The organism is Streptomyces sp. NPDC016640, from assembly GCF_043076215.1.
Classification (GTDB): domain Bacteria; phylum Actinomycetota; class Actinomycetes; order Streptomycetales; family Streptomycetaceae; genus Streptomyces.
Genome location: NZ_JBIBRG010000001.1, coordinates 1 through 13,714, shown reverse-complemented (window position 1 = coordinate 13,714; position 13,714 = coordinate 1). Strand labels below are relative to the sequence as shown.

At 72.5% G+C, this 13,714-nt stretch carries 8 protein-coding genes and 3 pseudogenes; 3 read left to right on the top strand and 8 right to left on the bottom strand.

Features of this window, described 5'->3' with window-relative positions; translation table 11 throughout:
• Positions 1-167 precede the first annotated feature (167 nt).
• The 5 genes and pseudogenes from ACF07S_RS00055 to ACF07S_RS00035 form a co-directional block, all read right to left on the bottom strand.
• Positions 168-335 (bottom strand): annotated as a pseudogene (locus tag ACF07S_RS00055) (carbohydrate ABC transporter permease); the annotation flags it as partial.
• Positions 323-496 (bottom strand): hypothetical protein, encoded by a 174-nt coding sequence (locus ACF07S_RS00050; RefSeq protein WP_391961886.1) that lies wholly within the window; start codon positions 494-496, stop codon positions 323-325. The pseudogene ACF07S_RS00055 and the gene ACF07S_RS00050, both read right to left, overlap by 13 nt.
• A 6-nt stretch (positions 497-502) precedes the next feature.
• Positions 503-951 (bottom strand): annotated as a pseudogene (locus ACF07S_RS00045) (hypothetical protein).
• A 352-nt stretch (positions 952-1,303) separates the two neighbouring features.
• Complete coding sequence (locus ACF07S_RS00040; RefSeq protein WP_391973068.1) at positions 1,304-1,987, bottom strand: response regulator; 684 nt, start codon at positions 1,985-1,987, stop codon at positions 1,304-1,306.
• The gene (locus tag ACF07S_RS00035; RefSeq protein WP_391973067.1) at positions 1,984-3,651 is read right to left on the bottom strand and encodes an ATP-binding protein; all 1,668 of its coding nucleotides are present in this window, start codon (positions 3,649-3,651) and stop codon (positions 1,984-1,986) included. The genes ACF07S_RS00040 and ACF07S_RS00035 overlap by 4 nt, the downstream gene beginning before the upstream one ends.
• Before the next feature lie 154 nt (positions 3,652-3,805).
• On the opposite strand from ACF07S_RS00035, the gene ACF07S_RS00030 reads away from it, so the two are divergent.
• The 3 genes and pseudogenes from ACF07S_RS00030 to ACF07S_RS00020 all read left to right on the top strand — a co-directional run bounded on the left by ACF07S_RS00030 (position 3,806) and on the right by ACF07S_RS00020 (position 8,203).
• Positions 3,806-5,200 carry a cation:dicarboxylate symporter family transporter gene (locus ACF07S_RS00030; RefSeq protein ID WP_391961256.1) on the top strand — a complete coding sequence of 465 codons (1,395 nt, stop codon included), beginning with the start codon at positions 3,806-3,808 and terminating at the stop codon, positions 5,198-5,200.
• 241 nt (positions 5,201-5,441) lie between these two features.
• Positions 5,442-5,759 (top strand): annotated as a pseudogene (locus ACF07S_RS00025) (thioredoxin family protein); the annotation flags it as partial.
• 212 nt (positions 5,760-5,971) lie between these two features.
• Complete coding sequence (locus ACF07S_RS00020) at positions 5,972-8,203, top strand: HelD family protein (protein WP_391961856.1); 2,232 nt, start codon at positions 5,972-5,974, stop codon at positions 8,201-8,203.
• 15 nt (positions 8,204-8,218) lie between these two features.
• Here ACF07S_RS00020 and glgB read toward each other — a convergent pair whose 3' ends face one another.
• From glgB to treS, 3 genes are all read right to left on the bottom strand, one after another.
• The gene (gene glgB, locus ACF07S_RS00015; RefSeq protein ID WP_391973066.1) at positions 8,219-10,831 is read right to left on the bottom strand and encodes a 1,4-alpha-glucan branching enzyme; all 2,613 of its coding nucleotides are present in this window, start codon (positions 10,829-10,831) and stop codon (positions 8,219-8,221) included.
• 32 nt (positions 10,832-10,863) lie between these two features.
• Positions 10,864-12,312: a maltokinase gene (locus ACF07S_RS00010; RefSeq protein WP_391973065.1), complete on the bottom strand. Its 1,449-nt coding sequence runs from the start codon at positions 12,310-12,312 to the stop codon at positions 10,864-10,866.
• Between the two features lie 113 nt (positions 12,313-12,425).
• A partial coding sequence (treS, locus tag ACF07S_RS00005; RefSeq protein ID WP_391973064.1) for a maltose alpha-D-glucosyltransferase occupies positions 12,426-13,714 on the bottom strand: 1,289 nt, incomplete at its 5' end.

Below are 13,714 nucleotides of genomic sequence, written 5' to 3'. Positions count from 1 at the left end.
GTCGTCGGCCGCCGTCCCGGCCGGGGGTGGCGGCCGGGTGGCCCTGGTGGTCCCGGTGCGGCCGGTGGAGCACCGTGACGCCCGGGGACCGTGTCCCCGGGCGACCGTACGCCGCGTCCGGGCGCCCGGGCGGCAGCCGCGCACGCGGCGCGAACCGACCGCCCCGCTCACCCCTTGACCGCCCCGCCCAGCGCGAACCCCCCGCCCAGCCGGCCCGCGATCAGCACGTACAGCAGGATCACCGGTGTCGAGTAGACGATCGAGAACGCGGCGAGCTGCCCGTACGCCACCATGCCGCGGTTGCCGAAGAAGTCGTTGATGCTCAGTGGTCCGGGGTGAGCCCGTCGGGGACCTTCACCCGCAGACCGGCGCGCGGATCCAGCGCGGACAGCACCACCCAGGCGAGCGGCAGGACGAACGCGGCGGCGACGACGAGCAGCGCGGCGTCGGCGGCCAGCCGGCGGGAGGCGCGGCGGGAGGACAGGCGCTGTGCCATGGCGGGTCAGACCTCCGTCCGCAGCAGACGCATGTACAGGAGGGAGAACAGCGAGCCGACCAGCAGAAGCAGCAGTGCGACGGCCGTGCCGTAGCCGATCAGGCTGTTCCGGAAGGCCTGTTCGTACATGAACAGCGGCAGCGTCCGGCTCCTCCCGCCGGGACCGCCCCGCGTCATCACCCGGATCAGCCCGAACACCGACAGCGTCTGCAGTGTGACGACAGCACGGTGAACACCAGCGTCAGCCACACGGCGTCGAGGAACTCCCGGTCCGCGAACGCCCGCCGGAAGTTCTCCAGGCCGACGAACGACTCCTCGGCCTGACCGGTCAGCTGGAGATCGGTGAAGGCGATGAGGACGCAGTACGCGATCGGACCCGCGAGGAACAGCAGCAGCAGGACCAGCGCGGGGGTGAGGGGCAGGAAGCGGGGGAGTAACCGGCGCGCGGTGCTCACTTCTCGACGACCCGGCCGCCGGTGGCGTCCCTCAGCGCGTCGTCGTAGCCGCGCGCGGCCTCCTCGACCGACAGGTCACCCGTGGTCACCCCCTCCATGGCCTCCTGGATCGCCGGACCCGCCGCCGCAGGCGGTCAGCACCAGCGGGGTGACGGCGGCGAGAGCGACGAACGCGGTGAGGCGGGCGGTTGGGCGGGGGCGGGCGGCAACAAGGCGCACGGGCACGACCTCCTACGGACACACGACGCTGTGGGCCGGGACGGCTGCGTGGCGAACGTAAGAGGACCGGTCCGGTCAGGTCAATGCGTGTGCGCCCGATTGCCCCCGGACGCGGGCGAGGGCCTCGTGCGCCTCAACTCCCGCTCACCCACCGGTACTGCAGCTCCGGCCGCCCCACGGTGCCGTACTGCGGGCGGCGGGCCGCGCGGCCGGTGTCCACCAGATGCTCCAGGTAGCGGCGGGCGGTGATGCGGGCGATGCCCACCGCCTCCGCGACCCCGGTGGACGTCAGACCCTCCCCGGAGTCGCGCAGGGCCAGGGTCACCCGCTCCAGCGTCGGCGCGCTCAGCCCCTTGGGCAGCGCGGCCGGTCCGGGAGCGCGCAGGGCGGCCAGCGCCCGGTCCACCTCGTCCTGGCCGCTGGCCTCGCCGACCGCGGCGTGGAACTCGGCGTAGCGCACCAGGCGGTCCCGCAGCGTCGCGAACGTGAACGGCTTCAGCACGTACTGGACGACCCCGAGCGACACCCCCTCGCGCACGACCGCGAGGTCCCGGGCGGAGGTCACCGCGATCACGTCGGCGTGGTGTCCGGCCGCCCGCAGCGAGCGGGCCAGCTGGAGTCCGTGCACATCGGGCAGGTGCAGATCGAGGAGCAGCAGGTCGACGGGCGTGCGCTCCAGCGCCCGGCGGGCCTCCGCCCCGGTGTGCGCCTTGCCGACGGCGACGAATCCCGGCACCCGTCCCACGTACATCACGTGGGCGTCGGCGGCCACCGGATCGTCCTCGACCACCAGCACCCTGATCGGCGGCCCGCTCATCCGGCGCCTCCCGCGCCCTCGGCGACCGCCGCGGCCCCGGCAGCGACCGCCCCGGCGGGTCCGGTGTCCCGCAGCGGCAGCCGCGCCTCGAACACCGCGCCGCCCCCCTCCGCGGACGCCACGGACAGGGCCCCGCCGTGGCGGCCCACGGCCTGCCGCACCAGCGCCAGGCCCAGGCCCCGTCCGCCCGGCCCGGACGGCTTGGTCGTGAAGCCCCGCAGGAAGACCGCCTCCACGTGGTCCGGGTCCACTCCCGGACCGGTGTCGGACACCCGCAGGATCAGCTCGGAGCGGTCCTCGGTCAGCGCCGTCACCGTCACCCGCGGGTGCGTCCCGCCCTGTGCCGCGTCCACGGCGTTGTCGATCAGATTGCCGAGGATGGTCACCAGGTCCCGGGCGGGCAGGGCGTCCGGCAGCAGGCCGTCGTCCAGGCGGCTGTCGGCCGACACCACCAGCTCCACGCCCCGCTCGTTGGCCTGGGCCGTCTTGCCCAGCAGCAGCGCCGCGAGCACCGGCTCGCTCACCGCCGCCACCACCTGGTCGGTGAGCGCCTGGGCCAGCTCCAGCTCGGCGGTCGCGAAGTCCACCGCCTCCTCGGCCCGGCCCAGCTCGATCAGCGAGACCACGGTGTGCAGCCGGTTGGCGGCCTCGTGCGCCTGGGAGCGCAGCGCCTGGGTGAAGCCCCGCTCGGAGTCCAGCTCGCCCATCAGCGACTGCAGCTCGGTCACGTCCCGCAGGGTCACCACCGCACCGCGCCGCTCGCCGCCGGTGACCGGGGAGGTGTTCACCGCCAGCACCCGGTCCGCCGTCAGGTGCACCTCGTCGACCCGGGGCTCCGAGGCGAGCAGCGCGCCCGTCAGCGGTGCCGGAAGCCCCAGTTCGGCCACCGGTCTGCCCACCACGTCCTCCTCCCGGCCGACGCCCAGCAGTTCCCGGCCGCCGTCGTTGATCAGCGCCACCCGGTACTGGCCGTCCAGCATCAGCAGCCCCTCGCGCACGGCGTGCAGCGCGGCCTGATGGTAGTCGTGCATGTGGCTGAGCTCGGTCGCGTTCATGCCGTGGGTGTGCCGGCGCAGCCGGGCGTTGACGACGTACGTGCCGATCGCGCCGAGCCCGAGGGCGCCGGCCGCGACCGCGAGCAGCGCCGTAAGCTGCCCCTGGGCGCGCTGGCTGATCTCCTCGACCTTTATGCCCGCGCTGACCAGGCCGACGATCCGGTCGCCGTCCCGGACCGGGGTGACCGCCCGGACCGACGGGCCGAGGGTGCCGGTGTAGGTCTCGGTGAAGGTGCGGCCCTGCAGCGCCGGGCCCGTGTGGCCCTGGAAGGCCAGGCCGATCTGGTCCGGGTCGGGATGGGTCCAGCGGATGCCCCGCGGGTTCATGATCGTGACGAAGTCGACCTCCGTGTCGCGCACCACCGCCACCGCGTACGGCTGGAGCCGCGCCGAGGGGTCGGAGGTGCGGATCGCCTCCCGCACGGAGGGGGAGTCGGCGACCGCGCGGGCCACCGAGGTGGCCTGGCTGCCCGCCGCCTGCTCGGCCTGGCTGCGGTCGCTGACGTAGGTGAACAGCGCGTACCCGGCCACGACGACCGCGATGAGCACGGCCTGCATGGCGAAGAGCTGGCCCGCGAGGCTGCGGGGTGCGGGGACGGGGATGCGCATGCCGCCAGTCTGCCTCTCCGCCCCGCGGTGAACTAAATGAACGGAAGGGTGACCGCGCTCACAGGACAGGACATAGTCACGGCATTCCCCGAACCATCCCCCGGACGTGAGCCGCACGCCGGTGATGCCGACGACGTCGTCAAGGAGGGCCGCCGTGACCAGCACAGCCGATACGGCACCTGCCGCACCCCGCGCGAAGCGGGACCGCACGCACTATCTCTACATCGCGGTGATCATCGCGGTAGCCCTCGGTATCGCCGTCGGCCTGATCGCACCCGACTTCGCGGTCGAGCTCAAGCCGATCGGCACCGGGTTCGTGAACCTGATCAAGATGATGATCTCGCCGATCATCTTCTGCACGATCGTGCTGGGCATCGGCTCCGTGCGCAAGGCCGCCAAGGTCGGCGCCGTCGGCGGCATCGCCATGGCCTACTTCCTGGTCATGTCACTGGTCGCGCTGGGCATCGGTCTGGTCGTCGGCAACGTCCTGGACCCGGGCACCGGCCTCGCGGTCACCGACGCGGTCAAGGAGACCGGCCACGCGCAGATCGACTCCGAGGCGAAGGACACCACCGAGTTCCTGCTCGGCATCATCCCGACCACGATCGTGTCCGCGTTCACCCAGGGCGAGGTCCTGCAGACCCTGCTCGTCGCCCTGCTCTGCGGCTTCGCGCTGCAGGCCATGGGCAATGCCGGCCAGCCGATCCTGCGCGGCATCGAGCACATCCAGCGCCTCGTCTTCCGCGTGCTGGCCATGATCATGTGGGCGGCCCCGATCGGTGCCTTCGGCGCCATGGCCGCGGTCACCGGCTCGGCCGGCCTGGACGCGCTCAAGAGCCTCGCGGTGCTGATGCTCGGCTTCTACGTCACCTGCGTGCTGTTCGTCTTCCTGGTGCTCGGCGCGCTGCTGCGGATCGTCGCCGGACTGAACATCCTCACCCTGTTCAAGTACCTGGGCCGCGAGTTCCTGCTGATCCTGTCCACCTCCTCCTCCGAGTCGGCGCTGCCGCGGCTCATCGCGAAGATGGAGCACCTGGGCGTCAGCAAGCCGGTGGTCGGCATCACCGTCCCGACCGGCTACTCCTTCAACCTCGACGGCACCATGATCTACATGACCATGGCCTCGCTGTTCATCGCCGACGCCATGGGCACGCCGATGTCCCTCGGCGAGCAGATCCCGCTGCTGCTGTTCCTGCTGGTCGCCTCGAAGGGCGCCGCCGGTGTCACCGGAGCGGGCCTGGCGACGCTGGCCGGCGGTCTGCAGTCGCACAAGCCCGCCCTGGTGGACGGCATCGGCCTCATCGTCGGCATCGACCGCTTCATGAGCGAGGCCCGCGCCCTGACCAACTTCGCGGGCAACGCGGTCGCCACCGTGCTGGTCGGCACCTGGACCAAGGAGATCGACAAGGAGCGGGTGACCGAGGTCCTCGCCGGCCGTGCCCCCTTCGACGAGCGGACCCTGCTGGACGACCACGGCACCGGGAAGCCGGACGACTCCCGCGCCGCCGCGCCCGGGCAGGGCGGCGAGAAGGAACTCGCCAGGGCCTGACGGCCGGCGCCACTCCCCGCAGACCCCGGGCGGCTGGGTACTCCCCCGTAGCTCAGCCCCCCGGTCGCCGGAGGCCCGAGGCCGGGTCTCCCGCACCGCCGAGCGGCGGGCTCCTCCCCCCCCCGTGAGCCCGTCGCCCGGCTTTTTCCGTCCGGTCCGCCCTCGCCCTGACGCCGACGTCAAGGTCTGCGTTCGGCGGTACGCGAATCGGCGAGCCGGCCGCACGGGCCGGGACCACCACACGGACGCGGACTTCGCCGCGGAGGTGATCGGGGCGGAGCCGCCGGTGCTGGTGGGGGCCACGGCCGACCGGTGCCCGCCGTGCCGGCGGACGGCCCCGGTGCTGAGCGCGCCGGCCGTCGAGGAGGCCAGCCGGCCGAAGGTGGTTCACCTGAAGGCGGTCCAGCTGAATGTGGACGCCGATCCCGGGACGGCCAACGCGTACCAGGTGCTGTCGATGCCGACCTGCATGGTGTTCCGCGACGGGGAGCCGCTGCGGTCGATGGCGGGGGCCAGGTCCGGGCGGCGGCTGCTGGAGGAGCCGGCGGACGCGCTCTGACCCGCGAAGCGGCAGTCGGTCGGCAGCGTATCCGCGGCGTATCCGCGGCGTATCCGCACAAGAAAACCCCCGGGCAATTGCGCCCGGGGGTTTTCTTTGCGTATATTCATTGGTTCGCGACTTCAGGAGAAACAAGTCGCGGTGAAGTTCGATGAGCACAGTATATCCGGGCGGGAGTGGAATTGTCAAACACCGAATTTCCGGACGATGAATTGCGCCAGGAACAGGAATTCATCGACGGACTGTACGCACGCGTGGACCTCCTGCGCGGCGACGCCGAGGTCTCCGTCACGCAAGCGCTCGCCCAGGGCGACACCCCCATGCAGGCCCGGCTGGAGCGGGACATCCTCGTCGCCGAGCGCTCCGGGCTGCTCGCCGCGCTGAACGCGGTGGACGGCTCCCTCTGCTTCGGCCGGATCGACCTCTCCTCGGGGGACACCCACCACATCGGCCGCATCGGCCTGCGCGCCGACGACACCGAGCGCACCCCCGTCCTCATCGACTGGCGCGCCGACGTCGCCCGGCCGTTCTACCTGGCCACCGGCCACACCCCGATGGGCCTCAGGCGCCGCCGCCACATCTCCACCGAGGGCCGCGAGGTCACCGCCCTGCACGACGAGATCCTCGACCTCGGTGACGAGACCCGCACCGGCCACGAGGACCCGACGGGCGACGCGGTGCTGCTCGCCGCGCTCGGCTCGGCGCGCACCGGCCGCATGGGCGACATCGTGCGCACCATCCAGGCCGACCAGGACCGCATCATCCGCGCCCCGCACCGCGGCGTCCTGGTGGTCGAGGGCGGCCCCGGCACCGGCAAGACCGCCGTCGCCCTGCACCGCGCCGCCTACCTGCTCTACGAGCACCGCGAACTGCTCGCCCGCCGCGCCGTCCTGATCGTCGGCCCCAACCCGGCGTTCCTCGGCTACATCGGCGAGGTGCTGCCCAGCCTCGGCGAGACCGGGGTGCTGCTGGCCACCGTCGGCGAACTGTTCCCCGGCGTACGGACCACCCGGACCGACACCCCCGAGGCCGCCGCCGTCAAGGGGCGGGCGGAGATGGCCGACGTGCTCGCCGAGGCCGTACGCGACCGGCAGGCGCTGCCCGACCCGGTGATCACGATCGAGCACGACCGCGAGATCCTCATGCTCGACGACGGCCTGGTGAACGTCGCCCGCGAACGCACCCGCGCCGCCAGGCTGCCGCACAACGCGGCCCGGGAGCACTTCGAGGGCCACATCCTCAACGCGCTCACCGACATGGTCGCCGAACGCATCGGCACCGACCCGTACGACGGCTCCAACCTGCTCGACCCCAGCGACATCACCCAGATCCGCGACGAACTCGCCGAGAACCCCGAGGTCTGGTCCGCCATCGACCGGTTGTGGCCCCGGCTCACCCCGCAGCGCCTGGTCGCCGACCTCCTCGCCGCCCCCGAGGGCCGTCTGTCCGAGGAGGACGCCGCCGCGATCCGCCGTCCGGTCACCCGGCACTGGACCGTCTCCGACGTGCCCCTGCTCGACGAGGCCGCCGAACTGCTCGGCGAGGACGACCGGCTCGTCCGCGAGCGGGCCGAACACGAGCGGCGGACGCAGATCGCCTTCGCGCAGGGCGTGCTGGACGTCTCCTACGCCTCCCGGACCTTCGAGTTCGAGGACAAGGAGGACGACGACCCCGAGTCCTCCGAGGTGCTGTCCGCACACGACATCATCGACGCCGAACGCTTCGCCGAGCGGCACGAGGAGGAGGACCACCGCAGCACCGCCGAGCGCGCCGCCGCCGACCGCACCTGGGCGTTCGGGCACATCATCGTCGACGAGGCGCAGGAACTGTCGCCGATGGCCTGGCGGCTGCTGATGCGGCGCAGTCCCACCCGTGCGATGACCCTGGTCGGCGACCCGGTGCAGACCTCGGAGGCGGGCGGGGTCGGCGCCTGGGCCGACATCCTCGGCCCCTACGTCGAGGACCGCTGGGAGCACACCCGGCTCGGCGTCAACTACCGCACCCCGGCCGAGATCATGGACGTCGCCGCGGCCGTGGTCCGCGCGGAGCACCCCGGCTTCGAGCCGCCCGGCTCGGTGCGGTCCACCGGCGTACGCCCCTGGGCCCGCGCCACCGACGACCTGCCCGGCGCCGTCGCCGAGGCCGTCGCGGACCTCACCCCCGCGGAGGGCCGCCTCGCCGTCATCGCCCCGCGCGACCTGCACCGCGCCCTGGCCGCCCGGCTGGAAGGGGTGACGGCGGGCGCGGAACCCGACCTGACGCACGACGTCGTCCTGCTCGACCCGCGCCAGGCCAAGGGGCTGGAGTTCGACTCGGTCCTCGTGGCCGAGCCGGGGCGCTACGGCACCAGCGACCTGTACGTGGCGCTCACCCGCGCCACCCAGCGGCTCGGCGTACTGCACACCGGACCGCTGCCGAGGCCGCTGGCCGACGCCCTGGCGTAGGAACCGGACCGCAGGTCAGGCCGGACGCAGCCACACCGTCGCCAGGGGCGGCAGGGTCAGCCGGATGCTCGCCGGATGGCCGTGCCGCCCCCGCGCCTCCGGCTTGACCGGGTCCGGATTCGCGATGCCGCCGCCGCCGTAGCGGCCGGCGTCGGTGTTCAGGACCTCGTGCCAGGCGGGCACGTCGTCGGGGACGCCGATCCGGTAGTCGTGCCGGACCACCGGGGCGAAGTGGCACACCGCGAGCAGCGGCGAGCCGTCGCCGTCGTACCGCAGGAAGGCGAGCACGTTGTCCTCGGCCGCGTCCCCGGCCACCCAGCGGAAACCGTCCGGCTCGGTGTCGCGACGCCACAGCGCCGGGGTGTGCGCGTAGACGGTGTTGAGGTCGCGCACCAGGTCGCGCACGCCGCGGTGGTCGGCCTCGGCGCCGTAGTGCGGGTCCAGCAGCCACCAGTCCGGGCCGCGCGCCTCCGACCACTCGGCGCCCTGGGCGAACTCCTGTCCCATGAAGAGCAGTTGCTTGCCGGGGTGGGCCCACATGTAGGCGAGGTAGGCGCGCAGGCCGGCGCGCTGCTGCCACCAGTCACCCGGCATCTTGGAGACCAGGGACCGCTTGCCGTGCACCACCTCGTCGTGGGAGATCGGCAGCACGTAGTTCTCGCTGTAGGCGTACACCATCGAGAACGTCATCTCGCCGTGGTGGTACCGGCGGTGGACCGGCTCGTGGCTCATGTACTGGAGCGAGTCGTGCATCCAGCCCATGTTCCACTTCAGCCCGAAGCCGAGCCCGCCGAAACCGCTGGGGCCCTGGTGGTGGGTGGCCCGGGTGACGCCGTCCCACGCCGTGGACTCCTCCGCGATGGTCACCACGCCCGGCACCCTGCGGTACACGGTCGCGTTCATCTCCTGCAGGAACGCCACCGCGTCCAGGTTCTCCCGGCCGCCGTGCTCGTTCGGCGTCCACTGGCCCGGCTCGCGCGAGTAGTCGAGGTAGAGCATCGAGGCGACCGCGTCCACCCGCAGGCCGTCGATGTGGAACTCCTCGCACCAGTACAGCGCGTTGGCCACCAGGAAGTTGCGCACCTCGCGCCGCCCGAAGTCGAACTCCAGGGTGCCCCAGTCCGGGTGCGCGGCCCGCAGCGGATCCTCGTGCTCGTACAGGGGCCGGCCGTCGAACTCGGCCAGCGCCCACTCGTCGCGCGGGAAGTGCGCCGGCACCCAGTCCATGATCACGCCGATGCCGGCCCGGTGCAGCGCGTCCACCAGGTACCTGAAGTCGTCGGGGGTGCCGAGGCGGGCCGTCGGCGCGTAGAAGCCGGTGACCTGGTAGCCCCAGGAGCCGCCGAAGGGGTGCTCGGCGACCGGCATCAGCTCGACGTGCGTGAAGCCCAGGTCCTTGACGTACGCCGGGAGCTGCTCGGCCAGCTGACGGTACGTCAGTCCGGGACGCCAGGACGCCAGGTGCACCTCGTACGCCGAGAACGGTGCCCGGTGGGCGGGCACGTCCGCCCTCCGCTCCAGCCACTCCGCGTCGCCCCACTCGTAGTGCGAGGCGGTGACGACGGACGAGGTGGCCGGCGGGACCTCCGTGCGGCGGGCCAGCGGGTCGGCCCGCATCGTCTTCGACCCGTCGGGGCGGGTGATCTCGAACTTGTACAGCTCGCCCTCGCCGATCCCGGGCACGAACAGCTCCCAGACCCCCGTCGAGCCCAGCGACCGCATGGGGAAGCCGGAGGCGTCCCAGAAGTTGAAGCCGCCGGCCACCCGCACCCCGCGCGCGTTCGGCGCCCACACCGAGAAACGGGTGCCGGCCACGCCCTGGTGGGTCATCGGGTGCGCGCCCAGCACCGTCCACAGCTCCTCGTGCCGGCCCTCACCGATCAGATGCAGGTCCAGCTCGCCGAGCGTGGGCAGGAAGCGGTACGCGTCCTCGGTCTCCTGCACCGTCCCCTCGTACGTCACACGCAGCCGGTAGGCCGGAACCCCGGACAGCGGCAGCAGCCCCGAGAAGAACCCCTCCCCGTCGTCGTGCAGCTCGACGCCGAGGCCGCCGGACAGGACGGTCACCGCGAGGGCGTACGGCCTGAACACCCGGAAGACGACCCCGCCGGGCACGGGATGCGCGCCCAGCACGGAGTGCGGGGCGTGGTGCGTACCGCTCAGCAGCCGTTCCCGGTCGGCGGCGTCCACGGCGGGGGAGACGGCGATCTCCATCTCGGGGGGGAGGGACTGCGCGGTGGCGGGCTCGGGCGCCCCCGCGCCCGCCTTCCGGGCGGGGGCCTTCTTCGCCACGGTCTTCTTCGCCGCCGTCTTCCGTGCCACGGTCTTCTTCGCCACGGCCTTCTGTGCCGCGGTCTTCTTCGTCACGGCCTTCTTCGCAACGGCTTTCTTCGTGGGGGCCTTCTTCGCGGTGGCCTTCTTCGCCACCGTCTTCTTCGCGACGGGCTCGGCAGCCGCCGCCTTCTTCACGGGCGCCGCCTCCACGGGCACGGGCGCCTTCTTCTTCGCGGCCGCCTTCTTCGTCACCGTCTTGCCGGCGGCGGCCGTCCCCGTCGGCTCGGCTGCCGCGGGCTTCTGCTCGGCCGGCTGCTCCGGATGCGGACCGCTGGACTCGGGGCGGGGGATCACGGGCGAGGCCTCCTGGACGAAGGTCGGGTGGGTCAGGTCGGGTCGGGCGAGGCGAGCCGCCGCACGGCGGCCAGCGGTACGGGGAGCCACTCGGGCCGGTGCCGGGCTTCGTAGACCACCTCGTAGACCGCCTTGTCGATCTCGTACGCGCGCAGCAGCACCGGGTCGGTGCGCGGATCCCGGCCCGCGGTCTCCGCGTACCCGGAGCAGTACGCCGCCCGGCAGTGCTCGGCCCACTCCGGCTGGGGCGGGTCCGCCGAACGCGCCGCGTAGTCGAAGGACCGCAGCATGCCGGCCACGTCCCGGACCGCGGGCTGGGGCATCCGGCGCTCGGCCAGCGGCCGGGCCGGTTCGCCCTCGAAGTCGATCAGCGACCACTCACCCCCACTGCCGGGAGCGGGGGAGGGGCCCTTGGCCGGGGACCGCAGGCACTGGCCCAGGTGCAGGTCCCCGTGCACCCGCTGGGCGGTCCAGGTGCCGCCCTCGGCGGCCAGGTCGTCCAGCGCCGTGAACGCCGAGCGCAGCCCGGCCGCGTACGGCCGCAGGGCGGGCACCGCCTGCACGGCCGCCTCGAGCCGCTCGGTCATGCCGTGGACGATCGTGCGGAGCTGGGTGTGACCCAGGGTGACCGTCGGCAGCGCCCGGGCCAGCGCGGTGTGCACCTCGGCGGTGGCACGTCCGAGGGCCCGCGCCTCGGCGGTGAAGTCCTGCCCCTTGGCCAGCTCCCGCAGCGCCAGCTCCCAGCCGTCCGTCGCGCCCTGCACGAAGGGCTGCAGGACCCCCAGGACGTACGGTTCGGCCGGGGGCGGCGGGTCCGGTGCGTCGTCGGGGTCCGCGACCAGCCAGGCCGTGGGCGGGGGCACCCGGGGGCAGCCCTCGCGGGCCAGCGCCAGCGGCAGCTCCAGATCGGGGTTGATCCCCGGCACGATCCGGCGCAGCAGCTTCAGAATGAACGTATCTCCGTAGACGACCGACGTGTTCGACTGCTCGGCGGTCATCAGGCGCGGCACCAGGCCGGGCCTGATCTCCCGGCGCGGGTCCCGCTCGAAGCGGAGCCCGCCGATCCGCGCCCGGGTGCGCAAGGCCTCCAGGAGCAGTTCGGCGGGCCGGGTGTCGTGCAGGGCCTCGTAGACCGTCTGTCCGGCCAGGGGGCCCCGCGACACATGACCGATCAGCGCGGGCGCGAGCCGGGGCGGCAGCGCCTCGCGCACGCCTATGAGGAGCTGGTAGCAGTCGCCGGGCTGTTCCTGGCCGCTGTGACCCGGCTGCAGTGACTGGTGGGCGCGCACGAGCAGGTGGTACAGGCCCAGCTTGGCGGTGGGCGGCAGCAGTTCGGTGGCCGAGACCAGGGCGAACCCGGTGACCGGGCGGCCCTTGCCCGCGAACCAGCGTTGCCGCGGCAGCCACTCCCTCAGCAGTGGATCCAGTGACGCAAGGAGGCCGGGCGGGCTCGTGACGGTACGGGTGACGGCTTCCGACATGGCGTCGCGTCCTTTCCCCTTCTTCGGCTTGCCGCGAAGGCGCCGCCGGTGGGCGGGGGCGTTACTGATGCGTGCCCCGGGCGGAGCGGTGGAAACCGCCCCGCCCCGGCCTTCTACACGGCGTCCTTGCGGAGCCGGAACCAGTAGAAGCCGTGGCCCCCGAGGGTGAGCAGGTACGGCAGTTCGCCGACGGCCGGGAAGCGCACGCCGCCGAACAGCTCGACCGGGTGGCGTCCGTCGAAGGCGCTGAGGTCCAGCTCGGTGGGTTGTGCGAAGCGTGAGAAGTTGTTGACGCAGAGTACGAGGTCGTCCTCGTACTCGCGGAGGAAGGCGAGGACGGCGGGGTTGGAGGAGGGCAGTTCGGTGTAGGTGCCGAGTCCGAAGGCGGGGTTCTGCTTGCGGATCTCGATCATGCGGCGGGTCCAGTGGAGCAGGGAGGAGGGGGAGGCCATGGAGGCCTCGACGTTGGTGACCTGGTAGCCGTGGACGGGGTCCATGATCGTGGGCAGGAAGAGGCGTCCGGGGTCGCAGGAGGAGAAGCCGGCGTTGCGGTCGGGGGTCCACTGCATGGGGGTGCGCACGGCGTCGCGGTCGCCGAGCCAGATGTTGTCGCCCATGCCGATCTCGTCGCCGTAGTAGATGATCGGCGAGCCGGGCAGGGCGAGGAGCAGGGCGGTGAAGAGTTCGATCTGGTTGCGGTCGTTGTCCAGGAGGGGGGCCAGGCGGCGGCGGATGCCGATGTTGGCGCGCATGCGGGGGTCCTTGGCGTACTCGGCCCACATGTAGTCGCGTTCCTCGTCGGTGACCATCTCCAGGGTCAGTTCGTCGTGGTTGCGCAGGAAGATGCCCCACTGGCAGTTGGAGGGGATGGCGGGGGTCTTGGCGAGGATCTCGGAGACGGGGTAGCGGGACTCGCGGCGCACGGCCATGAAGATGCGGGGCATGACGGGGAAGTGGAAGGCCATGTGGCATTCGTCGCCGCCGGCGCGGTAGTCGCCGAAGTAGTCGACGACGTCCTCGGGCCACTGGTTGGCCTCCGCGAGGAGCACCGTGTCGGGGTACTGGGTGTCGATCTCCTTGCGGACCCGCTTCAGGAAGGCGTGCGTGGCCGGCAGGTTCTCGCAGTTGGTGCCCTCCTGCTGGTACAGGTAGGGCACCGCGTCCAGCCGGAAGCCGTCGATGCCCAGGTCCAGCCAGAACTTCAGCGCGGAGATCATCTCCTCCTGCACCGCCGGGTTCTCGTAGTTCAGGTCCGGCTGGTGGGAGAAGAAGCGGTGCCAGTAGTACTGCCCCCGTACCGGGTCGTACGTCCAGTTGGAGGCCTCGGTGTCGACGAAGATGATCCGCGCGTCCTGGTACTGCTTGTCGTCGTCGGCCCAGACGTAGTAGTCGCCGTAGGGGC